Below are 26339 nucleotides of genomic sequence, written 5' to 3' on the forward strand. Positions count from 1 at the left end.
GTGCGCGGCGATGCCGCTTACTTCGCGCCGTAGATGTCGAAGTCGAAATACTTGCGATTGATCTTCCGGTACGTCCCGTTCGCGAGAATCGCGGCCAGCGCGCGGTTGAACGCGTCGCGCAGGTCGCTGTCCTCCTTGCGCAAGCCGAGGCCGTCGCCCTGCCCGAAATACTTCGCGTCGTCGATCGGCGCGCCGGCGAACATGAAGTCCTTGCCCTGCGGCTTCTTCAGGAAACCGTCGCTGGCCGCGATCGACGCCTGGAACGCCGCGTCGAGCCGCCCTGTCACGAGATCGGCATAGACCTGGTCCTGGTTCGGGTACGACACGATCTGCACGCCGGCCGGCTGCCAGTTCGCGATCGCATAGTCGGCCTGCGCGGAGCCCTGCTCGACGCCGACGCGCTTGCCCTTCAGCGACGCCGCGGTCGGCAGCAGCGGCGAACCCTTGCGCGCGACCAGCCGTGCCGGCGCATTCGAGATCCGGTTCGTGAACGCGATCTGCTCCATGCGCTTCGGCGTGATCGTCATCGACGATGCGATCACGTCGAACTTGCGCGCGCGCAGCCCCGGAATCATCCCGTCGAAGCTCGACTCGACCCACACGCAGCGCGCATGCAGTTCCGCGCACAACGCATTCGTGATGTCGATCCCGAAGCCCGTCAGCGTGCCGTCGGGCAGCTTGTATTCGAGCGGCGGGTAAGTCGGATCGACCGCGAGACGAATCTCCCTGCCCGTCCAGTCGCCGGCGTGCGCCGACCCTGCCGCCAGCGCCACCGCGAGCGCCGCCATCCACTGTTTCATTGCCTGTCTCCTTGTGAAAATCGTGAACCGGATGCGTGCCGCCGCGTCACGCGAGGTAGCGCTCCACCAGCGCGATCCAGTAGCTCGCGCCCGTCGCGAGGCACGCGTCGTTGAAGTCGTAGCCGGGGTGATGCAGCCCGCATCCGCCCGCGCCGCCGCCGTTGCCGATCGACAGGTAGCTGCCGGCGCACACCTCCAGCATGCAGGCGAAATCCTCGCTCGCCGCGATCGGCCGCAGATGCGGAATCAGCGCGGCATCGCCGCCCCATTCGCGGGCGACCTCCCGCGCGAAGGCCGTTTCCGCCGCGTGATTGACGAGCACCGGGTAGCCGTGCCGATAGTCGATCTCGGCGGTCGCGCCGTAGCTCGCCGCCTGCCCGTTCACGATCTCGCGGATGCGCCGTTCCAGCAGCGCGCGAACCTCGGGCGACAGTGCGCGCACGCTGAGTTCGAGATCCGCATGCTGCGGAATCACGTTCGATGCGCTGCCCGCATGGATCGAGCCGGCCGTGACGATCGCCAGCTCCTGCGGATTCACGTTGCGCGCGACGATCGTTTGCAGCGCCATCACGATCGACGCGCACACGACCACCGGATCGATCGTCGTATGCGGCGCGGCGCCGTGCCCGCCGTGGCCGGTCACGCGCACGCGCACCTCGTCGGCCGACGCCATCGCCGGGCCGTCGCAGAAGCCGAGCACGCCGGCCGGCAGGCCCGGCACGTTGTGCATCGCGAACACCGCATCGCACGGAAATCGGATGAACAGCCCGTCGTCGATCATCCGCTTCGCGCCGCCGAGCCCTTCCTCGGCCGGCTGGAAGATCAGGTTCAGCGTGCCCGTGAAGCGCGCGCGTTCGGCCAGACAGCGCGCCGCCGCGAGCAGCATCGCCGTATGGCCGTCGTGGCCGCACGCGTGCATCACGCCGTCGCGCCGGCTCGCGTGCGGCAGCCCGGTGGTTTCGCGGATCGGCAACGCGTCCATGTCCGCGCGCAGCCCGATCCGCTTCCCGGCGCCGCGCGCCAGCGTGCCGACCACGCCCGTGCCGCCGAGCCCGCGCGTGACCCGATAACCCCAGGTTGTCAGACAATCGGCAACGAGCGCGCTCGTCGCCTGCTCCTCGAAACCCAGCTCGGGATGGGCGTGCAGCCGGCGGCGCAGCGCGACCATGTCCGCCTCGATGGCCGCCATCTCCTGATGAATGTGTCTGGTGTCCAACCCCGCCGCTCCTCGCCGTGCTCCGGTTGCCGATCGCCCGGATGACCGATCGTGGCCGAATCGTATGCAGCGAAAATCCCGGCGACCAGCCGCGGTTTCGTTATGATGACAACATCTCGTTGTCAGGTATCGCGCCATGAGTCACATCAAGCTGCACCAGTTGCAGGCGCTCGTCGCCAGCGCCGAGGCCGGCAGCATCCGCGGCGCGGCGCGCACGCTCGGGCTGTCGCAGGCCGCCGTCACGCGCGCGCTGCGCGAGCTGGAGGCCAGCGAGCGCCTGCCGCTGCTCGTGCGCGCGCCGGAAGGCATCGGCTTCACCGAGTATGGCAAGACGCTGCTCACGCACGCGAAGCTCGTGCTGAAGCAGCTCGAACACGCGCGGAGCGATCTCGAGCGCATGCGCGGCCGCGTCGAGGGCCGCCTGAGCATCGGCGTCACGCCGTGGCTCACGGTGACGTTTCTCGCGGAAGCCGTGCTGCGGTTTCGCGAACGGATGCCCGACGTGCGTCTGGAACTCTACGAGGCGCTGATGGCGGTGGCGCAGCCGCTGCTGCGCGACGGCAGCATGGACTTCGCGCTCGGGCACGTGCAGCCGGGCGGCACGCCGGAATTCTCGTTCGAGCCGCTGCTGCGCTACGACACCGCGGTGATGGTGCGGGCCGGTCATCCCCGCGAGCGCGCCCGGTCGATCCACGAGTTGCTCGATACCGACTGGGTGCTGAATTTCGCGGCCGACGCGCAGGCCGCGCTGGTCGACTACCTGTTCACGCGCCACGGCGCGCGGATCGACGAGCGGCGCATCGTGCGCGCGCAATCGGTCGCGATGCTGCAGACCATGCTCGAACAGGCCGACATGTGCACCTGGTGCCCGACGATCCTCGCGGCCGTGCCGCCGTTCGGCGAGCAGATGCGCGCGCTGCGCCTGAAGGAGACGTTCGAGCCGCGCGACCTCGGGATCGTCACGCGGCGCAGCAGCACGCTGAGCGATGCGGCGCGCTGCTTCATCGACTGCCTGCTGCAGGTGATCCGCCGGCATGCGCGATCGGCCCGCAAGGAGGATCTCGCGCTGTTCAGGACGGTATCGCTGCTGATCTGACGGGCGCTGCGGCAACCACGGCACGGGCGGCTCGCCGCCGCGCCCGCGCCGCGTCGTCGCCGCCCGTCAGATCTTCGCGGTCAGCGTGATCCCGACCGTGCGCGGATCGCCGTACAGCACCGGATACGCGCCGTACGACGGCAGCAGCTCGAGCTTCTTGTAGACCTTGTTCGTCAGGTTCGTCACGTAGCCGGTCACGATGTACTTCTGGTTCGGCGTCGTGTACGACACATGCGCGTTCAGCACCGTATAGCCGCCCTGCCACAGCTGCGGGATCGTCTGCCGCGTCGCGCTGAAGTACTCGCGGCTGCGGTAGTTCGCGTCGCCGCCGGCCGTCAGCGTGCCGAACGACACCGGCACGCGATAGTCGAAGCCCGCGTTGATCGTCGTGTGCGGCGAGCGCGCGAACGAATTGCCGACGGCGGTCGGCACGTAGCGGAATTCGGTGTAGCGCGTGTTCAGCATCCCGAAGTTCGCGAACAGATAGAGGCTGTTGACCGGTTGCGCCTTCAGCTCCAGCTCGAAACCGTCCGCGCGCCCCTGCCCCGCGTTCGACAGCGTCGACACGGGCGGGCCGCCGAGCGGGTTCGGCGCGAGCGCGAACACCTGGATGTCGCGATAGTCGTAGTGGAACACGCTCGCGTTGACGATCAGCCGCTTGTCGAACCACTCGCTCTTGATGCCGGCCTCGTAGTCGGTCAGGTACTCCGGCGACACGGTCGACACCGTGCTCTGCGTATACGCGTTGCCGTTGTAGCCGCCCGAGCGGAAGCCGCGCGCATAGCGGAAATACGCGCGCACATTGTCGCTCAGCGCATATTCGGGCGTGAGATCCCAGGTCGGCGCGCGCCACGTGTTCGTCTGGTTCTGCCGCGCGCTGACCGCGAGCGGCGACGACACCGACGACGGGTCCCACCAGCTGTTCGGATCGCTGAACGTCACGTTGCCCGTGCCCTGCAGCCCGGTCAGGTTGATGTTCTTGCGCTCGATCGTGTAGCGCAGCCCGCCCGTCACGTTGAAGCGGTCGGTGAAGCGGTACTTCACGCTGCCGAAGATCGCCGCGCTCTGCGTGTGCTGGGTGAGGTCGGTCAGGTGGTAGAACGCGGGCGACGGCGACCCCGGCAGGCCGCCGCCGGCGCCCTGCTCCGCCAGCTGCTCGGTGAACAGGTGCGTGCCGACGATCCAGCTCAGCCGGTCGCTCTGCGGCGATTCGAGCCGGAATTCCTGCGAGAACTGGCGGCTCGACAGGCTGTCGTGCGAGCGCGCCGCGTCGTACGCCGAATAGTCCTCGTCGTCCTGGTACCAGCGGTGCAGCCCTTCGAACGCGGTGATCGACGTCAGCGTCACCGCCGGGTTGATGCGCCAGTGCGCGGTGAGCGACGTGCCCCAGGTCGAGATGTGGTCGCTCGACGGCGCATTGAGCGACACCGTATACGGATCGCTCGACCCGACGAAGCCGAACTGGTTGGTGCCGCCGGGCCCCGCGCCTTCCGCATGCCACGCATCGCCGCCGCCCGTGTAGTTGCGGCCGTGGATGTTGAACAGGAAATCGGTGTCCGACGTCGGCACGGCCAGCACCTGGAAGCGCACCGCGTTGTCGTGGAAGCCGCCGAAGCGCCCCTGCTGAACGGTGTTCGTGAAGAAGCTGTCGGCGTTCTCGTGATACACCGACACGCGCGCGGCCAGCACGTCGTTCTGGCCGATCGGCCCGCCGATCGCGGCTTCCGCGAGCCGGCTGTTGTACTGGCCGAACCCGAGCTTGCCGTAGCCGCTCACGTCGAAGGTCGGCTTCTGCGACGTGATGCTGAGCGCGCCGCCGACGGTATTCTTGCCCCACAGCGTGCCCTGCGGCCCGCGCAGCACCTCGACGCGATCGAGGTCGAACAGCGGGAAGCCCTGGCCGAACACGCTGTTGATGTACACGTCGTCGAAGTACACGCCGATCGGGCTCAGCGACAGGTCAGACGGATCGTTGCTGCCCACCCCGCGCAGGAACCAGCGCGGCCGCTCGCGGCCCTCGGTCGATTGTCCGGTGAAGTTCGGCACGTACTTCGTCACGTCGTTGATCACGCGCAGCTCGTTGTTCCTGATCGTGTCGCCGCTCAGCGCGCTGACCGCGACCGGCACGTCCTGGATGCTCTCCTTGCGGCGGCGCGCCGTCACGGTGACGGTACCGAGATTCGTTTCGCGGGCGGCCGCGGCGTGTTTCGCGCGCGCGGCCTTCGGCGCGGTCGCGGTCGCGGCCGTGTCGTCCGCCGCCTGCCGCGCCGGCTTCGCGTCCGGCGCCCCTGCTGCCGCGCCATCCTCTGCCCACGCGGGCAACGATACGGTGCCGCCCGTCAGCAGTCCCCCCAGTGCGGTGACGATGAGTTTTTTTCTGAACATCGATGAGTCATCCTGTTTGATCGGTTGAACGCACGTGCGTGCACGACGCACGGGTTCCCTATTGCAATTCGGATGCCAGCATCGCGAAGCCCGTCGCACGGGGCTGTCGGCGGGTACGCGGCGCGCGCGTTGCTGCCTGCGCATCTGTGTGGGGAAGCAAACTGCTTGTCACGCAACACCGCCGGACCGTGCGGCGCCGAGAATCGTCAGGACAGCTTTGCAGGCAGCGGCCGCGTCGCATCGCGCCGCCCGTGCGCGATCCGCAGCGCCAACACGGCCAGCGCGACCGCCGGCAGCCAGCACAGAAACATCGCCTGCAGGCCGACGAGCGGCGCGAGCACGCTGCCGGCCAGCGGGCCGCAGAAAGCGCCGGTCATCGACGCGAGGTTGTAGAGGCTCGAGATCCGGCTCTTGTCGGCAGGATGGCGGCCGAGGCGCTGCATGTTGACGAGATGCAGCAGCGACGACCCGGCGCTCAGTGCGGCGAGGCCCGCACCGACGAGCCACGCGTCGCGCGCGAGGCCGAGCGCGAGCAGGCCGGCCATGCCGCCCGCGAGGCTGAACGCATGGCAACGACGCGCGGTCATCCGCTGCGCGACATGGCCGAGCCCGAACAGCGCGATCACCGCGACGGCGCCCTGCAGCATCAGCAACGCGACCGCGTCCCGCTGCGATAGCCCGAGCGACTGGATCGCGAGCACCACCGTATACGCGGCGACGAGCGAACGGGTCGCGCTGTTCACGGCTTCCAGCGCGAGCTGCTCGCGCACGTCGCGGCTCCATGCGAGCGCCAGCAGTGCGCGCAGGCCGCCGGTGTCGGGCTGGACGTCGGGCGGCGGGGGCGGCGCGTCGCCGAGCAGCGCCCGGCTGAACCACGCCATGCCCGCGAAGCTCGCCGATACCGCGCAGAACGTCGCGACCGCGCCATGCGCGCCGATCAGCCAGCTCGCGAGCCACGGCCCGAGCAGGCCGGTCCCGACCGACATCGCCGCGCGATACCAGCCCGCCCGCGCGAGGCCGATCTGCGCGAGACGCGCGAGGAACACGCCGTTGATCGACACGATCCGGAACGGGATGCACAGCCCGATCAGCGCCTGCGTCAGCGCGATCAGCGGCCATGCGCCGGTGAACGGCACGACGAGATTGAGCAGCATCGGCCCCATGCTCGCCGCGAAGTAGACGCGCCGCGCGCCGTGGCGCGCGACGAGCAGCCCGGCCGGCAACATCATCAGCGCGATGCCGAGCGGCTCCATCGCGGCGATGATGCCGAGCCGCGCACTGTCGACGCCGAGCGCGAGCGCGTACAGCGTCGTCGCGAGCTGCGCCATGCTGATCGTCGTGCCGCTCGCGAGCGCCAGCAGCATGAAGCCGCCGGTGAAGCGTTCGCGCCGCCACGCGTCGGCGATGCGCGCCGGCGCGCTCACCGCGCGGCGTCGCGGGACGGCGTCGCGATGCCGTCGAGCGCGCGCCGGTCGATCCACCCGTGCACGTCGAAATCGGCCGGCAGGAACCGCCATTCGACGAGGAAGCGCTTGAAATCGTCGAGCGCGGCGATCGACGCTTCGTCGAGATCGGTGCGCAGCCGCCGATGCACGTCCGCGCCGTACGCGAGCCTCAGCCAGTCGTGGCCCGATCCCGTCTCGCGGCCGAGGTAGCCGAGCACGTCCTGCTCGTGCTCGCGCGCCCAGCCTTCCACCTCGGTCACGCGCGCCAGGAACCGGCGCACGATGTCGGGATGGCGTTCGAGCGTCGACGCGTTGACGGTCAGCGGCCGCGGCGAGCCGTTGTTGATGCGGATCTGCGGATCGGGATGAAAGCCGATGTCGACCACCGGCTGCGCGCCGATCAGGTGCGCGGTTTCGAGCCCGAGCGAGCCTTTCACGTAGATCGCGTCGACCTCGCCGCGCACCAGCGCGGCCGCCTCGGCCGCGTAGAGCCGCCGGCTCGACAGGCTCGCGGGATGGCTGAACGCCGCGTCGCGCGTGAGCGGCGTCGACACCGGCGCGCGCAGGTCCGATGCGGGCACGTCGACCCATTCGACCTCGGCGGGGCCGAGCCCGTCGAGCGACAGCGCGCTGACGAAGCCGCGCAGCGCCGCCGCGCGAAAGATGTCGATGCGTTCGCCGTCGCGGCGCGGCAGGCCGATGCGCCGCCCGCGCAGATCCTTCGGGCGCGTCAGGCCGGCCTCCGGCAACGCGACGATCGCCTGCGCCTCGTCGATCCAGGTCAGCGCGACCACGCGCGTGTCGGCGCCGGCCGCGCGCGCCCACAGCGCGGGAATGCTGCCGCCTTGCCGGAACGCGTTGTCGAGCGAATGATCGACGTGCGCGTGATGCAGCGCCGCGTGCCGGCTTTCCTGCAGCGCGCGCACGGTGATGCCGTCGCCGGCGAATTCGCTGTCGAGCCAGCCGAGATGCGCGGCGATGCCGAGCGGCGTCGGCACCGGACAGCGCATGTACCAGATCGACTGGATGTGACGGGAAGCCGTGGTGCTCATGGATGCATTCGGAAAATGAGTCGTGAGCCGCGCATCAGCCGCGCGGCGCGGTGAGCACCGACAGCCGCGTGATGCCCGCATGCTCGATCGCGGCCATCAGCTTCGCGACGGTGCCGTACGGCACGTGCTCGTCGGCCTGCAGATCGAGCGCGACGTCGGGGCGGCCGGCCTTCAGCGCGGCCAGCTCGGCTGGCACCGCGGCCAGCGCGACCGCGCGCTTGTCGAGGTACACGACGCCCTTGTCGTCGACGCTCACGGTGACGTTCGGCTTGCGATCGGCCGGCGCCGTGGCGACGGTGTTCGGCAGGTTCACGTGCACCGCGTTGTTGAGCAGCGGCGCGGTGACGATGAACGCGACCAGCAGCACGAGCATCACGTCGACGAGCGGCGTGATGTTGATTTCGCTGAGCACGTCGTCGTTGTCGGAGGAAGAGGAGAAGGCCATTATGCGAACGCCTCCTGGCGGGTGTCGCCGGCACGGCGGGCCGGCGCGGGCGCGGCGGCGGCGGCCGGCACGCGGAAGCCGGCCTTCTGCGCGAGCGTGACGAAGTCGGTGGCGAACGCGTCGAGATCCGCCGACGCGGCCTTCACGCGCCGCACGAAGAAGTTGTACGCGAGCACGGCCGGCACGGCGACCGCAATGCCGATCCCGGTGGCGACGAGCGCCTCGCCGATCGGCCCGGCGACGACGTCGATGCTCGCCGACGCGCTGTGCGTGATCGCAGTCAGCGCGTGGATGATGCCGAACACGGTGCCGAAAAGGCCGACGAACGGCGCGGTGCTGCCGATCGACGCGAGCACCGCGAGCCCCGCTTCCGCGCGCCGGCGCGCGTTGTGGATCTGCTGGCGCAGATGGCGTTCGAGCAGGTCGTGGCGGCTCCAGCTGTGTTCGAGGTCGTGCGCGCTGCTCTCATCGGCGCGCCGCAGCGCGTCGAAGCCAGTCGCCGCGAGCTCGCCCACCGGGCTGTTCGCGCCGTCGAGCGCGGCCGCCTCGTGGAAGCTGTTCGCGGCCCAGAACGCCCGGGTGTAGCGCCGGTTGCGCGCGCTCGCCCGCAGGCTCTGGATCGCCTTCACGACGATCAGCGTCCACGTGACGACGGAGAAGACGACGAGCAGCCAGAGCGCGCCCTGGACGATGAAGGTGGTCGGGATACCGTTCATGATGTGAGTTCCTTGAAAAATGTGGCGGGCGGACCGGCGGGTCAGCCCAGCTTGAAATCGATCGGCACGTTGACCCAGCCGTCGACCGCCTCGTCGCCGCGCTTCGCGGGCACGAAGGTCCAGCGCTTCACGGCGGCCACCGCCGCGTTGTCGAGCATGCGGCGGCCGCTGCTCGTGCGCACGTCGACGGAATCGGGCGTGCCGTTCGCGAGCACGTGCACGCGCAGCACGACGTGCCCTTCCCAGCCCTGGTCCTGCGCGAACGCCGGATAGTCGGGCGCCGGATTGCGCAGATAGGCGGCGTCGCCGATCGGCGCGGTTTCGCGCACGGGCGCGGCGGGCGCGGCCGGCGCGGGAGCCAGCGCGGCCGGGACGGCGACGGCCGGGGCCGCCGGCGCCGCCTCGCGCGCGACCTGCGGCACGGCGGCCGGCGCGACCGCCGGATGCGCGACGGCCGCGCGCGGCGGCGGTGTCGGGGCCTGCTTCAACGGCTTCGGCGGCGTCGGCACCGCCGGCGGCGGCGGATGCGCGGCCTGCGGCAGCGGTTCGGGCGGCCGCGTGAGTTCGACCGTCATCGGCAACGGCCTCGGCGGCTGCACCGGCGGCGCAGCGGGCGCGCGCGCGGCCAGCAGCGCGACGCCCGCATGCAGCGCCGCGACGGCCAGCGCAATCGCGCCGGTGACGCGCCAGCCGCCCGGCTTCACGGCCCGCCCGGCCGGCCGTGCGGACGGAACGGGGAACGGCGGCCGCGCGGCGGCGGTCACGGCGGCACCCGCTCCCGCACGCGGCGCGGCGCGCGCCGCGTGCCGGCGCGCCGACGGCACGCCGTATTCGATCGTCAGTCCTGACATGCTCGACTCCTTGCAATGACGCGCCGCGGCGCGCTACGCGACCCACGCATGGCGTTGCCGGTCGATGCGCGTGAACGGCGCCGGGTCGATCCATGCGCGTGCATCGAAATCCCGTTCGAGAAACCCCCACTCGACGAGGAAATCCTTGAACGCGACCAGCCCGTCGATCGACGTCTGCGCGAGCCCCGTCTCCAGATGGCGGTGCACGTCCGCGCCGTACGCATAGCGCACCCACTCGTCCGACGCGCGCGTCTCGCGGCCGATATAGGCGACCGTTTCCGCCGGATGGCGCGCGGCCCAGTCGCCCGCGCCCACCACGACCGACAGGAAGCGGCTCACGAGATCGGGGCGCGCGTCGATCAGCGCGCGGTCGACAGTCAGCGTGCGCGGCGTGCCGTTGCCGATCCGCACCAGCGGATCGGGGTGCGCGCCGAGATCGATGACGACCTGCGCGTCGATCAGGTGCACGGTTTCGAGCCCCTCGACGCCTTTCACGAACACCGCGTCGACCTCGCCGCGCACGAGCGCCGCGATCTCGAGCCCGTACTCGTGCGGGCCGCGCGTAAACGACGCGGGCCCCGTGCGGCGTTCGCGGGCGTCGGGCAGGTCGACCCATTCGACGTCGCCGTGGCCGAGCCCTTCGAGTTCGAGCGCGCTCAGGAAGCCTTTCAGTGCTGCCGCGCGCCAGAAGTCGATGCTGATCGGATGGCGCGGCAAGCCGAGCCGCCGGCCGCGCAGGTCGCGCGCGGTGCGGATGCCGCGATCGGGCAGCGTGACGATCGCCTGGAATTCGTTGGTCCACGACAGGCCGATCACGCGCGTATCGGCCCCGCGCGCCCGCGCCCACAGCGCCGGGATGTTGCCGCCCTGCCGGAACGAGTGCGGCAGGCTGTGATCGAAGTGCGATTCGCGCTTGCCGGCGTCGGCCGTTTCCTGCAGCGAATGCAGCGCGATGCCGTCCGGCCCGAACTCGTCGTCGAACCAGCCGCGATGCACGGCGATGCCGAGCGCGGTCGGCACCGGGCAGCGCGTGTACCAGAGTGCGTCGCAGGCCGTGGCCTGCTCAGCGAGTGTCGTCATGGTGAGTGTCCTCGTCGTTGGAATGCGTCGGGATGTCGTGGCGCTCACGCGCCGGCCGCGCGCAGCGCCGCCCGCGTGCCGCGCGTGTTCAGCGCGCCGTCGACGAGGGGCAGCACTTCCTCGCCCACGCGATACGCCTCCTCGAGATGCGGGTTGCTGGCGAGGATGAACGTCGATACGCCGATGTCGACGTACTCCGCGAGCCGTTCGGCCACCTGCTCGTGGCTGCCGACGATCACGCAGCCGGGGCCGCCGCGGATCTGCGACATGCCGGCCCACAGGTTCGGGCCGACGATCAGGTCGTCGAAGTGCTGCGTGTTGCCCTGGTGCAGCGCGAACTGCCGTTTCGCGCCGACCGATTCCGACGCTTCGCCGCGCCCGCCGAAGCCGTTGCGCGTCGACGCGCCGACCGTCGCGAACATCTGCCGCAACTCGGCCCACGCCTGCTCCTCCGTCTCGCGCGCGAGGATGTCGATGCGCATGCCGAAGCGCAGGTCGCGCGCGGCGTGCTGGCGCTCGAGCGCGCGGCGCGCCGCATCGATCACCTCCTTCTGTTTCGCGAGCGGCTCGCCCCAGCTCAGGTGAACGTCGCCATGCTTCGCCGCGACCGCGAGCGCGGCGTCGCTCGCGCCCGCCAGGTAGATGCGCGGCGGTTGCTGGCCGCTCAGCGGCGGCAGCAGGCCGCCGGCCTCGACCCGATAGAACCGGCCGTCGAACGTGAACGGCTCGCCCGCCGCGACGCCCTTCACCACGTCGAGAAATTCGTCGGTGCGCGCATAGCGGCTGTCGTGATCGATGAAATCGCCGTACGCGCGCTGGTCGGGGCCGCCGCCGCCCGTGACGACGTTCCACTCGACCCGGCCGCGGCTGATCCGCTGCAGGCTCGCGGCCATCTGCGCCGCGTAGACGGGATGCACGAAGTGCGGCTGCAGCGCGATCAGGAGCCGCAGCCGGCGCGTCTCGCGCGCGAGCGCGGCCGCCACGACCCACGGCTCCTCCGTGAAGCGGAAGATCGGAATCAGCGCGCCGTGGAAGCCGGCGATGTCGGCCGCACGCGCGACCTGCGACAGATAGTCGATGTAGCCAAATGCGTCGTCGTCGATCTTCGGCGCGACGCGCGACGCGCGCTGGCGGTTCCATTCGCCGCGCGTATGCAGGTCGTGTGCGCGCCTGCCGTCGCCGTGCATCGGCAGGCGCCACAAGAATTCAACAGCCATCGGGGTTCTCCTGGTCGGACCGTTCGGATTGCGGATTGCATGCGGCACCGGCGTGCCGTGCGTGTGCTGCGCTCTAAAGCACGCCGTGTGCCAACGCGCGCGGCATCGCGCATCCCGGGCCGCAGGCGGGGCGCGCGGCGCCTTGCGGGCAGGGCCTCCACGGCAACCGGACGACGCGCGCCGGTCGCCGCCGATCGCATCGCAACCGGCCCGCGCCGCGCTGCTGCGCCGGCCGCACGGGTGCTGCGCGCGCAACAGCGGCCGGCGCGACTGTTGCTGGCGCAACAGGCCGCGCACCGCCACCGGCGCCGTGCCGCGCGCGCGGGCCCCGCGCCGCGTGCGGCCGCGCCGCGCCCGGCCACTGGCCCGGAACTTGCGACGTTGACCGGCCCGCGCCAGCGACGCCGTGCGCGACCGCACTTCGACCATGCTCATGCAGACAGGAAATCACCCATGACAGACAGGCCCGATTCGTCATCGGACAAGCAGCAGACGTTCTGGTACGCCCGCTCGCCCGTGCCGACCCCGCTCGGCATCGCCGTGCATCTCGGCTGGCTCAACGGCGAGACGTCCGCCGACGGCGTCGCGATCCGCTCGCCGCGCGGCGCCACGCGGCACGACGTGTCGTCGATCAGCGACCACACGCTGACGCAGTCGTTTCGGCAGGGCGGCAGCATCCCCGCGATGTGGGCGCGCTCGAACGGCGCGAACACGCGCGTGATCGGGCTGTCGTGGGTCGACGAATCGCAGTTGATCCTCGCGCGGCCCGAGTCGGGCATCCGTTCCGTGAAGGCGTTGCGCGGGCGCCGCCTCGCGATCCCGAGCCGCCCCGACGACCGCATCGACATCTTTCGCGCGTCGGCGCTGCGCGGCTTCCTCAACGCGCTGAGCCTCGACGGGCTGGGCGCGCGCGACGTCGAACTCGTCGACGTGCGCGCCCGCACGCTGCAGTCCGTCGGGCCGGCGCGCGCGGCGGACCTGTTCGCGTCGCCGCACGGTTTTTCGAGCCGTGCGCTGTACGCGGCCGAGGCCGGCGCGCTGCTGCGCGGCGAGGTCGACGCGATCTACGTGAAAGGCTCGACCGGCCTCGAGATCGCCCAGCTGATCGGCGCGCACGTCGTGATCGACATCGGCTTTCATCCGGAGCGCGCGATCCGCAACAACAACGGCACGCCGCGCCCGCTGACGGTCAACGCGGACGTGCTCGCGAACCATCCGGACATCGTCGCCGGTTTCCTGAAGCTCGTGGTCGCCGCCGGCGAGTGGGCCGGCGCGCATCCCGACGAAACCGCGCACTACGTGGCCGGCGAAACCGCATCGTCGATCGACTGGGTCCGCGCGGCGTACGGCAACCAGCTGCACCGCCACCTCGGCGTCAACCTCGACGACGAATCGATCGCCGCGCTCGCCGATTTCAAGACCTTCCTGCACGACCAGGGCTTCCTGGAAGCCGACTTCGACGTTGCCGACTGGATCGACCCGCGCCCGCTCGCCGACGTGCTGCGGCCGTCGCTGCAAAAGCGCGCGTGAGCCCCTTTTCCGCCCCCTGCCCCGGACCATCATGAAACACACGTTCTCCCTCGCCTCGCTGCGCCGCCCGCTGCGCGCGCTGCTCGCCGCACTGCCGCTCGCCGCGGCATCGCTCGCCACGCTCGCCACGCCCGCCGCGCATGCGCAAGACGCGCCCAAGGTCGTGCGGATCGCCGTCGTCGCGTATTCAAGCGGCGGCAAGACCCAGTACGCGGGCGCGTCCGCGCTCATCGACGCCGACAAGTCGCTCGAGAAGGCGCTCGCCGCGCGGCACGTGCAGCTGCAATGGGTGCCCGTCTCGACCGCGGCGGTCGGCACGCTCGTCAACGAGGCGTTCACGAACGGCAGCATCGACTTCGCCGGCTACGGCGACCTGCCGTCGGTCGTCGTCAACGCATCGGGCACGCGCACGCGACTGATCGTGCCGGGCGGCGTGGGCAGCAACACGTACCTGGTCGTGCCGGCCGGCTCGAGCGCGAAATCGATCGTCGATCTCAAGGGCAAGCGCATCGCGCTCAATCGCGGCCGGCCGTGGGAAGTCACCTTCAGCAAGCTGCTCGCCGAGAACGGGCTGAAGCTGTCGGATTTCAGGATCTACAACCTCGACCCGCAGGCCGGCGCCGCGGCCGTCGCGGCCGGCCGCGTCGACGGCTTCTTCACGCTGTCCGATGCGTATTCGCTCGTCGACAGGAACGTCGGCAAGATCATCTGGTCGACCAAGCGCGCGCCCGACGACTGGAAGATGCGCGCGGAACTGTGGGCGTCCGACGATTTCGTGCGGCGCTACCCCGACATCACGCAGCTCGTCGCGACGGCCTACGTGCGCGCCGCGCACTGGATCTCGCAGCCGCAGAACCGCGACGCGTACGTGAAGATCCTGAGCGCGTCCGGCCAGCCGGAAAGCGTCGTGCGCCGCGAATACGCGGACGAGGCGACGCCGTGGAAGGAGCAGTGGACGCCGCTCTTCACGCCCGCGCTGACCGGCCACTACCGCGACGTCATCGCGTACAGCCGCCAGGCCGGCCTGACCTCCACGCCGGTCGACGTGAACGCACTGCTCGCGCCGGCCTTCGTGTCGACCGCGCTCAAACAGCTCGGCCTCGACGGCTACTGGCGCGCCGACGCGGCGCGCGTCGCGAGCCGCTGATGCCGCGGCACGCCTTCGCGTCGAGCGGCGCGCTTGCATGCCGCGTGCCCGCCGTCGCACGGCTCGGCGGGCACGCGCTGTGGTGGGCCACGCCCGTCGCCTTCCTCTCGCTGTGGTGGCTCGCGAGCGCGCAGCGCTGGTTCCCGCCGCAGCTCGTCGTGCCGCCCGGGCGGCTTGCGACGACGCTGCGCACGCTGATCGAGACCGGCGAACTGCGCGACAACCTGCTGATCACACTGCACCGGCTGGCCCTCGGCTTCGCGATCGGCGCGACCGGCGGCGCCGCGTTCGGCGTCCTGCTCGCGCGCAGCCGGCTGTTCTCCGACTATCTGCGGCCGACGTTCGACCTGCTGCGGCAGGTGCCCACGCTCACGCTGATTCCGCTGCTGATCCTGCTGATCGGCATCGACGAGCCGCTGAAGCTCGTCGTCGTCGGCAAGGCCGTGTTCTTCCCGGTCGCACTGGCCGCGTACACCGGCGTGCGCGACGCGCCGCGCGACCTCGTCGAGATGGCGCGCCACTACGGGCTCGGCCGCTTCGCGCTGCTGCGCGACGTGCTGTTGCCGGCCGCGTTGCCGCCGCTGCTGACCGGCGTGCGGATCGCGCTCGCGCGCGCGTGGCTCGCGCTGGTCGCGGTCGAATTGCTCGGCGCCGACAGCGGGATCGGCCAGATGATGGAACTGGCGCGGCAGATGCTGCGGCTCGACGTCGTGCTGATCGACGTCGCGGTGATCGGGCTGGTCGGCTTCGCGCTCGACCGGTCGATCGCGCGCGTGCAACGCTACGCCCTGCGCTGGCAGACGCCCGCGCATTGAACGCACAGGTTTCGACATGCCCCTCGCGACACCCCGTTTCCCGTTCCCCGCGCTGCGCCGCCGCGCGCGCGGCCTCGTCGTGCCGGCGCTGCTGGTCGCCGCGTGGCAGTACGCGTCGTCCGGCGACGCGGCCCATCAATACGCGTTCGTGCCGTTGCAGCAGGTGGGCGCCGCGCTGGTCGAACTCGCGCGCAGCGGCGAACTCGCCACCGATCTTGGCGCGAGCCTGCGCCGCACGACGCTCGGGCTCGCCATCGGCGTCGCGCTCGGGCTCGTGTCGGGCGCGGCGATGGCGCGCTCGACGCTCGCGCGCAAGCTCGGCGAACCGGCGTTCCAGGCGCTGCGCTACGTGCCGCTGCTCGGGCTGATCCCGTTGCTGAGCCTGTGGGCCGGCACCGGGGAATTCGCGAAGGTGTTCATCATCGCGCTCGCCGCGTTCTATCCGATGACCACCGCGAGCTTCGACGGGCTGCGCCGCGTCGATCCGCGCTACGTCGAGCTGGCGCAGTCGTATCGCCTGACGCGCGTCGGCCTGTGGCGCGACGTGCTGATTCCGGGCGCGCTGCCCGACCTGTTCGCCGGCGTGTTGCAGGCCGTGCCGTTCGCGTGGATCACCGCGACCAGCAGCGAGCTGCTGTTCAACGCGGGGGCCGGCGTCGGCAGCCTGATGCAGAACGCGCAGGCCGGCGCGCGCGCCGACGTGCTGCTGGTGTGCGTGCTGGGGGTGACGGCGCTCGCCGTCGGCATGAGCGCGCTATGCGAGCGGCTTGCCCGGCGCGCGCTGCGCTGGCGCGATCACGCCTGACGGCGCAGTCGCGCGTCGGCGTCGCCCGCGTCGCGCGGCTTCAGGATGCCGAGCTGCGCGAGGCGCGCGCGCACGATGTTGCGCGACTGGTCGAGCAGGCGCGACATGCGCAGCTGGTTGTGTTCGCTGTAGTCGAACACGCTGCGGTACACGGTGTCCTCGATGTGCTGCCAGAGCGACGGCGTGCCGAGATCCAGCAGTTCGACGACCGCATGGCGCAGCGCGTCGGTCGCTTCCGCCACGTCGCGCGCGCGGCGCGGCGGCGCGGCCGTGGCGCCGCGGGCGTCGTTCGTGTCGGGCGCGAGCGACAACGCTGAGAACTGCAGGTCGCCCACGTCGATCGCGCCGCCGGCGCAGATCAGCACCGCATGGTGGATCACGTTCTCGAGCTCGCGGATGTTGCCCGGCCACGCATGCGCATGCAGCCGCGCCCGCGCGGCGTCCGTCAGCGCCGGCGCGGCGACCCTCAGGCGCTTCGCGTAGGTGTCGACGAAATGCTCGATCAGCGGCGCGATGTCGCCGGGCCGCTCGCGCAGCGGCAGCAGGCTCAGCTTCACGACGTTGAGCCGGTAGTAGAGATCCTCGCGGAAATTGCCCGCGCGCACCGCGGCTTCGAGATTCACGTTGGTCGCCGCGACGAGCCGCACGTCGATCTTCACGGTCTTGCGCGAGCCGACCGGCGTGACCTCGCGCTCCTGCAGCACGCGCAGCAGCTTGACCTGCGCGGACAGCGGCAGGTCGCCGACCTCGTCGAGAAACAGCGTGCCGCGATTCGCGGATTCGAACCAGCCGGGCTGGCTGTTGATCGCGCCGGTAAACGCGCCGCGCTCGTGGCCGAACAGCTCGCTCTCGATCAGCGTCTCGGAGAATGCGCCGCAGTTGACCGCGACGAACGGGCCGTCGCCGCGCTCGCTCAGCGAATGCACGAGGCGCGCGATCAGCTCCTTGCCGGTGCCGCTCTCGCCGGTGACGAGCACGGTCGCGTCGCTTGGCGCGACGAGCTGGATGCGCTCGAGCAGCACCCGCGATTTGGGATCGTCGAACGTCAGCGCCTTCGCACGGATCGTGATCGCATGCGAAGTCGGGTCCGGCAAGCTGAAGATGGCCATGGCACGACCGGCGTGTTGAACGGGGAAGGTTCGACGATAGCAAGGCGCGCGCCGGCCACGAACCAATTCATCGAGCTATCGGTATGACGGCGGCCGGATTGCGCCGGCCGCCGCGCGGCGTCATGCGAGGCCGGTCATCTTCCACTGCTGTTCGAGCGCGCCCGGCCCGAATTCGAGCGCGCCGCCGAGGGGCTCCGCCAGCGCCTGGAAATACGCGGCTTCCTCGAGGATCAGGATGTACTTCGACACGTCGAGGATCGAGCGGCCCCAGAACGTCGCGCCGCCGTTCGCCTCGATGATCGCCGGCACCTCGGGATCGCGGCGGATCGTGTCGACGATGAAGCGCGGCTCGCCGGGGCGGCGATCGACGTACACCGGAATCTCGCGCGCCCGCGTGTAGCGCGCGGCGGGCGCGTAGCGGATCGGCAGCGGGCGATGCGCGCTCGCCCACGCGCCGAGGTACGGGCCGTGCACGTGAATCACGACGCCGACTTCCGGCGCCTCGCGGAACACGTCCGCGTAGCGCGGCCCGTTGCCGCCCGCGCGCGCGTCGCCGTGCAGCACGTCGCCGTCGAACGTCACGACGACCGGCTGGATCTCCTGCGACGCGGCCCACGGGCTCGGCGCGGACAGCGCGACCACGAGCTCGGCGCCCGGCACGCGCTCGAACGCCTGAAACGTGTTGGTCGCGGACAGCGTGCGCGTGTCCTTCAGCACGCGCGCGGCCTGCGTGAATTCGCGCGTGGCGCGTTCGGCGAATGCCGCGAGTTCGGCGCTGTCGATGGCTTGGGTGGCTGGCATGAGGACGGTTTCCTTGATCGGGTGGACGGAGTGGCTCGCGTCGCGACGCGGCGACGCACGGCAACAGGATCAGCAGCAATCGTGCCAGCCGCGCACGCGGGCATCGGGCGTCCGTGCGGCGGCGCATCCGCGCGACGCGGGATGCCCGGCGCGCAACCGGCGGCCTCGCCCTTGTTGCGGGAGCAACAACCGGCCGGCCCGGATTGCTGCGCGGCACGCAGCCGGCGCATGCATGCGACACGCGCCGCGCGACCCGATCGCCCGCCGCGACGCGCATCGCGCGCGCTGGTTCGAAACTTGCGTCGTGGTCGGCGCGCGCGTTGTCCCGCGCATCCGATCCGATCTCATCGACTTCCATCCGACCATGACGCTTCTCCCCCTGCGCGGCCGTGCCGCGCGCACGCTGCTGGCCGCCGCGCTCGCCGTATCGTCCCTGCCCTCGCACGCGGCCGCGCCCGGCCGCGTCCCGGCGCCCGACCCGCTGCAGGGCGACGGCCGCGTGTCCGCGTTCTACACGTGGGACCGCGACGTGCCGGCGACGCCCGGCGTACTGCTGCGTTCCGAGCCGCTGCCGGCGACGCTCGGGCTCGCGAGCGCCGGCCGGCAGTTGCGCATCCTGTATGCATCGACCGACGGGGTCGGCGGCCGCACGCCGATCGCCGTATCGGGCGCGCTGTTCGTGCCGCGCGGCACGCCGCCGGCGGGCGGCTGGCCGATCGTCGCCTGGGCGCACGGCACGTTCGGCATGGCCGACATCTGCGCGCCGTCGTGGTTCGGCCGCTCGTATCGCGACGTGCGCTACCTGAACGCGTGGCTTCAGCAAGGGTTCGCGGTCGTCGCGACCGACTACCAGGGGCTCGGCACGCCCGGCCCGAATCCGCAGCTCAACAATCGTTCGAACAGCTACACGTTGCTCGACAGCGTGCGCGCGGTGCTCGGCGGCGTGCCGGGCCTCGCGAACGCGGTCGTGCTCGTCGGCCAGTCGCAAGGCGGCTCGGCGGTGGTCGCGGCGGCCGGCTACGCGCCCGTCTATGCCCCCGAACTCGCGATCCGCGCGACCGTCGCCACCGGGACGATCTACAACGCGTCGCCCGCCACGCTCGCGTCGCTGCCGAAGTTCGAGACGGCCTACCGGCGCGATCCCGACCGCGTCGATCCGACGCTCGCGTACCAGTTCTACTCGGTGCTGTCCGCGCAGCAGATCGACCCTGCGTTGCGCGCGGACGAGGTGCTGACCGACCGGGCGCTGCCGCTGCTCGAACAGGCGCGCATCAGTTGCCTCGCGTCGCTCGAGGACGACGCGGCGCTCGCACACCTCACGCACGCGAACACCGTGAAGCCCGGCGGCGACGCGCGGCTGAAGGCGTGGTGGGACGCGTACCTGACCTACCCGACACTGAAGCTCGCCACGCCCGTCTTCATCGGCGCGGGCGCGGACGACGGGCTCGCGCCGCTCGAACTCGCGCTCGCGAAGGACGCGTGCGCGGCGGGCACGACGGTCGAGGCGCACCTGTATGCGGGCCGCGAGCACAACGGCACCGTGAACGCGTCGCTCGCCGATTCGATTCCGTTCGTGAAGCGCGTGCTCGCCGGCGAGACGATCCGGCCGGTCTGCACGCCGGCCCCGCAGCAGGCGACGGCGCAATAGCGGGCGCGCGGCGCTTTGCACGACGGCGCGAATGCATTTCCGAATCCGTTATTGGATCGCGGCGCCGCGCATTTTTATACTCGTCAGCACTCTCTGTTAAAGAGTGCCAGCCCATTTCGACAGAACCGCACAGGACCAACCTATGAGCCTACGCCCCTTGCACGACCGCGTGATCGTGAAGCGACTCGACCAGGAAACCACCACCGCGTCGGGCATCGTGATCCCCGACAGCGCGGCAGAAAAGCCCGACCAGGGCGAAGTGATCGCCGTCGGCCCCGGCCGCAAGGATGCGGACGGCCAGCGCATCGTGCCCGACCTGCAGGTCGGCGAACGCGTGCTGTTCGGCAAGTACGCGGGCCAGGCCGTCAAGCTGGACGGCAACGAGTTTCTGGTACTGCGCGAGGAAGACATCGTCGCGGTCGTCAACCAATAACGGAGTGCAATCATGGCAGCGAAGGAAATCATTTTCAGCGACGTCGCACGCGCCAGGCTGACCGAAGGCGTGAACATTCTCGCGAACGCGGTGAAGGTCACGCTCGGGCCGAAGGGCCGCAACGTCGTGCTCGAACGCAGCTTCGGCGCGCCCGTCGTCACGAAGGACGGCGTGTCGGTCGCGAAGGAAATCGAACTCGCGGACAAGCTGCAGAACATCGGCGCGCAGCTCGTGAAGGAAGTCGCGTCGCGCACCAGCGACGCGGCCGGCGACGGCACCACGACGGCCACCGTGCTCGCGCAGGCGATCGTCCGCGAAGGCCAGAAATACGTCGCGGCCGGGCTCAACCCGCTCGACCTGAAGCGCGGCATCGACAAGGCCGTCGCATCGGCCGTCGAGGAACTGAAGAAGATCAGCCGGCCGACCACCACCAGCAAGGAAATCGCGCAGGTCGCGACGATCTCCGCGAACGGCGAGGAATCGATCGGCCAGCGCATCGCCGAGGCGATCGACCGCGTCGGCAAGGAAGGCGTGATCACCGTCGAGGACGGCAAGTCGCTCGCGGACGAACTCGACGTCGTCGAGGGGCTGCAGTTCGATCGCGGCTACCTGTCGCCGTACTTCATCAACAATCCCGACAAGCAGATCGCCGAGATCGAGAATCCGTACATCCTGCTGCACGACAAGAAGATCTCGAACATCCGCGACCTGCTGCCGGTGCTCGAACAGGTCGCGAAGTCGGGCCGGCCGCTGCTGATCATCGCGGAAGACGTCGAGGGCGAAGCGCTCGCGACGCTGGTCGTGAACAACATCCGCGGCATCCTGAAGACGGTCGCGGTCAAGGCGCCGGGCTTCGGCGACCGCCGCAAGGCGCTGCTCGAGGACATCGCGATCCTCACCGGCGGGCAGGTGATCGCCGAGGAAACGGGCCTGACGCTCGAGAAGGCGACGCTCGCCGAGCTGGGCCAGGCCAAGCGCATCGAGGTCGGCAAGGAAAACACGACGGTGATCGACGGCGCCGGCGATGCGAAGAACATCGAGGCGCGCGTGAAGCAGATCCGCGTGCAGATCGACGAGGCGACGTCGGATTACGACCGTGAAAAACTGCAGGAACGCGTCGCGAAGCTCGCGGGCGGCGTGGCGGTGATCAAGGTCGGCGGCGCAACGGAAATCGAGGTGAAGGAGAAGAAGGATCGCGTCGACGACGCGCTGCACGCCACGCGCGCGGCCGTCGAGGAAGGCATCGTGCCGGGCGGCGGCGTCGCGCTGATCCGCGTGCGCCAGGCGATCCGCGACCTGCAGGGCGTGAACGCCGACCAGAACGCGGGCATCAAGATCGTGCTGCGCGCGCTCGAGGAACCGCTGCGCCAGATCGTCGCGAACGCGGGCGAGGAAGCGAGCGTGGTCGTCGCGAAGGTGGCCGAAGGCAGCGGCAACTTCGGCTACAACGCGCAGACGGGCGAGTACGGCGACCTCGTCGAATCGGGCGTGCTCGATCCGACCAAGGTCACGCGCACCGCGCTGCAGAACGCGGCATCGGTCGCGGGGCTGCTGCTGACGACCGACGCGACGGTGTTCGAAGCGCCGAAGGACGCGGCGCCGGCTGCCGCGCCGGGCGGCCCGGGCGCGGGCGGGCCGGGCTTCGACTTCTGACGCACCGCGGCCGCGCGGGTTCGCCCGCGCGGCCGCACACGCACGCACGACGCGTGACGACTCCGGTCGTCACGCGTTTTTTTTTCGCCGCCGCAAAGTCCGCAATCGCAAACCAAAAAGCGCAACATCGTTCAATCCCCGCTCCGGCCGATCCGTTACTTTTCGATCGCGGCCACGCAGTGCCGGCCACCCACGGCGCCGTGCGAAGGATGTGCCTCCTTCATTGCCGCCGACGCGTTCCGTTTGCCGTCGTCGACATCGCACGCAACCCAACTCGCTGGAGGAATCCGTATGTCCCAACGATCGTCATCGGCGCTCGTCGTCAGCGCCTTCGCCGCCGCGCTCGGCGCGCTCGCCGCAGTGCCGGCCGGCGCGCAGCAGTTCACCGACGCGCAGAAGAAGATCCAGGCGGAGCACACCGTGCTCGTCAAGTCCGGCAAGGTCGAGCCCTGCTTCGGTACCGCCCTGAAAGGGCAGAACGACTGCTATGCCGGCGCGGGCACCACCTGCGCGGGCACCAGCACCACCGACTATCAGGGCAACGCGTTCAAGCTCGTGCCGAAGGGCACCTGCACGGCCATGTCCACGCCGAACGGCCCCGGCAGCCTGTCGCCGAAGGCCTGATCCGCACCGTGCGGCCGGGGCTCCGCGCCCCGGCTGTGCCGCGCCCGCCGACCTGTTCCGGAGCCCTGCCGTGATCGTGTCCGAACCCTCCGCCTCCCGCGCCGCGAGCGCGCTGCACGGCCGCGCCGGCGTCGGCCTGAAAGCCGGGCATTACCGGACGATCGTCGGCATGCGGCCGGACGTCGGCTTCTTCGAAGTGCACGCCGAAAACTACATGGGCGACGGCGGCCCGCCGCACCGCTACCTGGGCGCGGTGCGCGAACGCTACCCGCTGACGCTGCACGGCGTCGGCCTGTCGATCGGCGGCGCGCGCGCGCTCGACACCGCGCACCTGCGGCGCCTGAAGGCGCTGATCGCGCGCTACGCGCCGGCGCTGTTCTCCGAGCATCTCGCATGGTCGAGCCACGACGCCGGCTTCCTCAACGACCTGCTGCCGCTGCCCTACACGACGCCGACGCTGCGCCGCGTCGTCGCGCACATCGACGAGGTGCAGGACACGCTCGGCCTGCAGATGCTGCTGGAAAACCCGTCGACCTATCTCGCGTTCGCCGAAAGCAGCTACGCGGAGCCGGACTTCATCGCGGAGATCGTGCGGCGCACCGGCTGCGCGCTGCTGCTCGACGTCAACAACGTGTTCGTGTCGTCGATCAACCAGCGATGGGACCCGGTCGCGTATCTCGACGCGTATCCGCTCGCGCAGGTCAGGCAGATCCATCTCGCCGGCCATGCGCGCGAGGCCGACGCGCGCGGCCGCCCGCTGCTGATCGACACGCACGATCGCGCGGTCGACGAATCCGTGTGGGCGCTCTACGCTGATGCGATCGACCGGATCGGCCCGGTGCCGACGCTGATCGAATGGGATGCGCAGGTGCCCGACTGGGCGACGCTGCACGCGCAGGCGGCGCGCGCGGAGCGGGTCATGCGGCGGCGCGGGCCCGCGCATGCGGCAACGCCCGCCGCATCCGCCACGCCAGCCGCGCCTGCCTCCCCTGCTGCCCCGTCGCGCCCGTCGCCTGGGCGCGCCCCCCTCTAACCTGCGGAGATCCGCGATGCCGTCACGCAAAGTCCTCGTGTACTACGCCTGGAGCCGTCCCGGCGAAACCGGCGCGCCGCTCGGCGTCATCGAGAACCGGTTCCCGACGCTGTTCGAAAGCCGCCGGATGAGCTATCCGCGCTTCGCGGAGCTGGCCGATCCCGAGCAGTTCGACCAGAGCGTCGCGGGGTTTCTCGATCACATCATGAAGCACAACTTCACCGCGTTCGTCGAGCTGGCCGGCGCGCTGACCGGCGCGCCGGTCGTGCAGGTCGAGCGCGTCGCGGACGACGGCCGCCTCGTCGCGCTCGACGCCGACCTGCTGCGGGACGTCGACACGCTGATCGTCATCAGCTTCGATTCGCTGCGCACCGCGCAGATCGCCAGCCTCGCCGAGGTGGACGCGCTGCGCTGCTTCCTGTCGCGACCCGACCACGTCGCGTTCGTGTGCCCGCATCATGACATCGGCGACGTGTCGGGCCTGGCGCCCGAGCGCTGGCTCGACCACCAGCTCGCGGATTTCCTGCACCACGGCGACCGGACGATCCCGCCGCAGCAGCGCTTCGGCGGCTTCGCGCGCGCGCTGCTGGCCGGTCTCGGCGTGCCGGTGCTGAACCGCTTCGGGCTGCGGCCGGCGGCCGGGCCGGACGGCGCGCCCGCGCCGATCGACGCCGACCTCGCGCTCGACCGGCTGCGCCTGCTCGACGGCGTCGCGACGTTCAACCTGCATGCGCACCTGCCGCACCTCGAACGGCACGGCGACGCACTCGGCAAGCTCGACGTGCTGGCGCGCCAGACGATCGACCCGGCCGCGCCGCCGCATCCGTTCGCGCTCGCGCACGACACGTTCGACGCACTGCTGCAGTCGCGCGCGGACGCGTTCGCGGGCACGCTGCTGGTCGGCGACACGACGCTGTGGAGTTCGACCGCGGGCGGCGTCGACAGCCTGCGGCGGCTCTGGACCAACGTGCTGCAGCGGCCGCAACGGGCATAACGTGCCGACGCCCGCCATGCGAGCCCCGACTTCCTTGCCCGCACACGGCGCGCGCCCGGCGCCGGACTTCGGCGGGCGCCAGTCGGCCTTCGCCGCGGCGCTGCTCGACGCCGATCGCGCGGTCCCGCCCGGGCTGGTCGGGCCGGACGGCCTGCCCGACCTCCGCCGCTTCGCCGTGTACCGCAACAACGTGATCGCCGGCCTCGCCGACGCGCTGAAGGCCGCCTTTCCCGCGACCTGCCGGATCGTCGGCGACGCGTTCTTCGCGGCGATGGCGCGCGCGTATGCGGCGCGTCACCCGCCGCGCTCGCCGGTCATGCTCCACTACGGCGACGGCTTCGGCGCGTTCGTCGACTCGTTCGAGCCCGCCGCGTCGCTGCCGTACCTGGGCGACGTCGCGCGGCTGGAGCACGCGTGGGCCGTCGCGTATCACGCGGCCGACGCGGCGCCGCTCGCGGCCGCCGCGTTCGCCGGCATCGCGCCCGAGCGGCTGCCGTCGCTCGTCCTGGGCCTGCATCCGTCCGTGCGGATCGTCCGCTCGCGCTTTCCGGTCGTCCGCATCTGGCGGATGAACATCGACAGCGGCGAGCCGGCGCCCGTCGATCTCGACGCGGGCGGCGAGGACGCGCTCGTCGTGCGGCCGGCCGCCGACGTCGAGGTGCGCAGGCTGCCGCCCGGCGCGGCGGCGTTCATCGCCGCGCTCGCGGCCGGCGCGCGCATCGTCGGCGCGCTCGACGCCGCGCTGGCCGACGCGCCCGGCTTCGATCCGGCCGGCGCGCTGGCCATGCTGTTCGACGCGGGCGCCGTCGTCGGCGGGCCGCCGGCCGACGCCCCCGTTCCCCCCTGCACCGTGAGGCATCCATGAGCGCGATCGTTCCCCCGCACGCCGGCCAGCTCGAACGCGTGCTGCGCCGCTGCATCGGCGGCCTCGCAGCGGCCGCCGGCCTCGTCGCGCCGCCGCTGCTGCGCGTCGCGCTGGCGCTGCCGTTCTTCCGCTCGGGGCTGACCCGCTGGGACGGCTTCCTGTCGATTTCCGGCGGCACGCTCTACCTGTTCGAGAACCAGTTCAAGCTGCACGTGTTCGGCGCGGCGATCGGCCTGCCCGCGCCCGATGCGCTCGCGTTCGTGGTCGCCGTCGCGGAAATCGTGCTGCCGGCGCTGCTCGTCGTGGGGCTCGCCACCCGCTTCGCGGCGCTCGGGCTGCTGGCGATGACCGGCGTGATCCAGCTCGTGTTTCCCGACGGCTGGGCGAACTTCCACCTGTACTGGGCGTCGCTCGCCGTCGCGATCCTCGCGCTCGGCCCGGGGCCGCTGTCGCTCGACCGCCTGGTCGACCGGCGCACCGCGCGCTAGCGGGTGCCGGCGCCCCCACACGCCCTGCCGCAAGCGCGCCCCGCCGGCCACCGGCCGCCCGCCGCGCGGCCGAATCGGGGCATGATCCGCT

The 26339-nt window shown here is 71.1% G+C and carries 25 protein-coding genes; 13 read left to right on the forward strand and 12 right to left on the reverse strand.

Annotated elements, in window-relative coordinates; all coding sequences use genetic code 11:
- Positions 1-17 precede the first annotated feature (17 nt).
- Positions 18-800, reverse strand: a complete 783-nt coding sequence (locus GQ56_RS0108800) for an ABC transporter substrate-binding protein (protein ID WP_031398309.1) — start codon at positions 798-800, stop codon at positions 18-20.
- A 46-nt stretch (positions 801-846) separates the two neighbouring features.
- Complete coding sequence (locus GQ56_RS0108805; RefSeq protein ID WP_081894881.1) at positions 847-1968, reverse strand: M20 aminoacylase family protein; 1122 nt, start codon at positions 1966-1968, stop codon at positions 847-849.
- A 184-nt stretch (positions 1969-2152) separates the two neighbouring features.
- Here GQ56_RS0108805 and GQ56_RS0108810 point away from each other — a divergent pair, with 184 nt between their 5' ends.
- On the forward strand, positions 2153-3112 hold the full coding sequence (locus GQ56_RS0108810; RefSeq protein WP_031398311.1) for a LysR substrate-binding domain-containing protein: 960 nt from the start codon (positions 2153-2155) through the stop codon (positions 3110-3112).
- Positions 3113-3178: 66 nt separating this feature from the next.
- Here GQ56_RS0108810 and GQ56_RS0108815 read toward each other — a convergent pair whose 3' ends face one another.
- The 8 genes from GQ56_RS0108815 to GQ56_RS0108850 form a co-directional block, all read right to left on the reverse strand.
- Positions 3179-5497, reverse strand: coding sequence for a TonB-dependent receptor (locus GQ56_RS0108815; RefSeq protein WP_031398312.1), 2319 nt, complete (start codon positions 5495-5497; stop codon positions 3179-3181).
- A 206-nt stretch (positions 5498-5703) separates the two neighbouring features.
- Entirely contained in the window at positions 5704-6921 is a 1218-nt protein-coding gene (locus tag GQ56_RS0108820) for an MFS transporter (RefSeq protein ID WP_031398313.1), read from the reverse strand.
- Positions 6918-7994, reverse strand: a complete 1077-nt coding sequence (locus GQ56_RS0108825) for an ABC transporter substrate-binding protein (RefSeq protein WP_031398314.1) — start codon at positions 7992-7994, stop codon at positions 6918-6920. Before GQ56_RS0108825 ends, GQ56_RS0108820 begins: the two co-directional genes overlap by 4 nt.
- Positions 7995-8028: 34 nt before the next feature.
- Positions 8029-8439, reverse strand: coding sequence for an ExbD/TolR family protein (locus tag GQ56_RS0108830; RefSeq protein WP_009694203.1), 411 nt, complete (start codon positions 8437-8439; stop codon positions 8029-8031).
- Positions 8439-9155 carry a MotA/TolQ/ExbB proton channel family protein gene (locus GQ56_RS0108835; RefSeq protein ID WP_031398315.1) on the reverse strand — a complete coding sequence of 239 codons (717 nt, stop codon included), beginning with the start codon at positions 9153-9155 and terminating at the stop codon, positions 8439-8441. Before GQ56_RS0108835 ends, GQ56_RS0108830 begins: the two co-directional genes overlap by 1 nt.
- Positions 9156-9196: 41 nt before the next feature.
- Positions 9197-10006, reverse strand: coding sequence for an energy transducer TonB (locus tag GQ56_RS0108840; RefSeq protein ID WP_031398316.1), 810 nt, complete (start codon positions 10004-10006; stop codon positions 9197-9199).
- Between the two features lie 33 nt (positions 10007-10039).
- Positions 10040-11086 carry an ABC transporter substrate-binding protein gene (locus GQ56_RS0108845; protein WP_031398317.1) on the reverse strand — a complete coding sequence of 349 codons (1047 nt, stop codon included), beginning with the start codon at positions 11084-11086 and terminating at the stop codon, positions 10040-10042.
- Positions 11087-11130: 44 nt separating this feature from the next.
- Positions 11131-12303, reverse strand: a complete 1173-nt coding sequence (locus GQ56_RS0108850) for an LLM class flavin-dependent oxidoreductase (RefSeq protein ID WP_031398318.1) — start codon at positions 12301-12303, stop codon at positions 11131-11133.
- Between the two features lie 453 nt (positions 12304-12756).
- Between GQ56_RS0108850 and GQ56_RS0108855 the strand changes: the two genes are divergently transcribed.
- Genes GQ56_RS0108855 through GQ56_RS0108870 form a run of 4 tightly spaced genes read left to right on the forward strand, consistent with a single transcriptional unit; the run spans position 12757 to position 16600 of the window.
- Positions 12757-13833: an ABC transporter substrate-binding protein gene (locus GQ56_RS0108855; protein ID WP_031398319.1), complete on the forward strand. Its 1077-nt coding sequence runs from the start codon at positions 12757-12759 to the stop codon at positions 13831-13833.
- Between the two features lie 31 nt (positions 13834-13864).
- Positions 13865-14980, forward strand: coding sequence for a PhnD/SsuA/transferrin family substrate-binding protein (locus GQ56_RS0108860; protein ID WP_031398320.1), 1116 nt, complete (start codon positions 13865-13867; stop codon positions 14978-14980).
- Complete coding sequence (locus GQ56_RS0108865) at positions 14980-15795, forward strand: ABC transporter permease (RefSeq protein WP_031398321.1); 816 nt, start codon at positions 14980-14982, stop codon at positions 15793-15795. The genes GQ56_RS0108860 and GQ56_RS0108865 overlap by 1 nt, the downstream gene beginning before the upstream one ends.
- Before the next feature lie 16 nt (positions 15796-15811).
- Entirely contained in the window at positions 15812-16600 is a 789-nt protein-coding gene (locus tag GQ56_RS0108870) for an ABC transporter permease (protein ID WP_031398322.1), read from the forward strand.
- On the opposite strand, the gene GQ56_RS0108875 is transcribed toward GQ56_RS0108870, so the two are convergent.
- Complete coding sequence (locus GQ56_RS0108875; protein WP_031398323.1) at positions 16591-17709, reverse strand: sigma-54 interaction domain-containing protein; 1119 nt, start codon at positions 17707-17709, stop codon at positions 16591-16593. The two genes, GQ56_RS0108870 and GQ56_RS0108875, sit on opposite strands and share 10 nt — an antisense overlap.
- Positions 17710-17829: 120 nt before the next feature.
- Positions 17830-18510: a class II aldolase/adducin family protein gene (locus tag GQ56_RS0108880; protein WP_031398324.1), complete on the reverse strand. Its 681-nt coding sequence runs from the start codon at positions 18508-18510 to the stop codon at positions 17830-17832.
- A 364-nt stretch (positions 18511-18874) separates the two neighbouring features.
- Between GQ56_RS0108880 and GQ56_RS0108885 the strand changes: the two genes are divergently transcribed.
- From GQ56_RS0108885 to GQ56_RS0108920, 8 genes are all read left to right on the forward strand, one after another.
- Positions 18875-20158, forward strand: a complete 1284-nt coding sequence (locus GQ56_RS0108885; RefSeq protein WP_031398325.1) for a lipase family protein — start codon at positions 18875-18877, stop codon at positions 20156-20158.
- A 142-nt stretch (positions 20159-20300) separates the two neighbouring features.
- The gene (locus GQ56_RS0108890) at positions 20301-20591 is read left to right on the forward strand and encodes a co-chaperone GroES (RefSeq protein WP_031398326.1); all 291 of its coding nucleotides are present in this window, start codon (positions 20301-20303) and stop codon (positions 20589-20591) included.
- Positions 20592-20603: 12 nt separating this feature from the next.
- Positions 20604-22244, forward strand: coding sequence for a chaperonin GroEL (gene groL, locus GQ56_RS0108895; protein WP_031398327.1), 1641 nt, complete (start codon positions 20604-20606; stop codon positions 22242-22244).
- Positions 22245-22535: 291 nt separating this feature from the next.
- The gene (locus GQ56_RS0108900; RefSeq protein ID WP_031398328.1) at positions 22536-22868 is read left to right on the forward strand and encodes a BufA1 family periplasmic bufferin-type metallophore; all 333 of its coding nucleotides are present in this window, start codon (positions 22536-22538) and stop codon (positions 22866-22868) included.
- Between the two features lie 76 nt (positions 22869-22944).
- Positions 22945-23901, forward strand: a complete 957-nt coding sequence (gene bufB, locus GQ56_RS0108905) for an MNIO family bufferin maturase (RefSeq protein WP_081894882.1) — start codon at positions 22945-22947, stop codon at positions 23899-23901.
- 16 nt (positions 23902-23917) lie between these two features.
- Positions 23918-24895, forward strand: a complete 978-nt coding sequence (locus GQ56_RS0108910) for a hypothetical protein (RefSeq protein ID WP_031398330.1) — start codon at positions 23918-23920, stop codon at positions 24893-24895.
- A gap of 16 nt (positions 24896-24911) precedes the next feature.
- Positions 24912-25760 (forward strand): HvfC/BufC N-terminal domain-containing protein, encoded by an 849-nt coding sequence (locus tag GQ56_RS0108915; protein ID WP_052001043.1) that lies wholly within the window; start codon positions 24912-24914, stop codon positions 25758-25760.
- Positions 25757-26248: a DoxX family protein gene (locus GQ56_RS0108920; RefSeq protein WP_031398332.1), complete on the forward strand. Its 492-nt coding sequence runs from the start codon at positions 25757-25759 to the stop codon at positions 26246-26248. The genes GQ56_RS0108915 and GQ56_RS0108920 overlap by 4 nt, the downstream gene beginning before the upstream one ends.
- The last annotated feature ends 91 nt before the right edge of the window (positions 26249-26339 follow it).

The organism is Burkholderia paludis, from assembly GCF_000732615.1.
In the GTDB taxonomy this organism is placed as follows: Bacteria; Pseudomonadota; Gammaproteobacteria; order Burkholderiales; family Burkholderiaceae; genus Burkholderia; species Burkholderia paludis.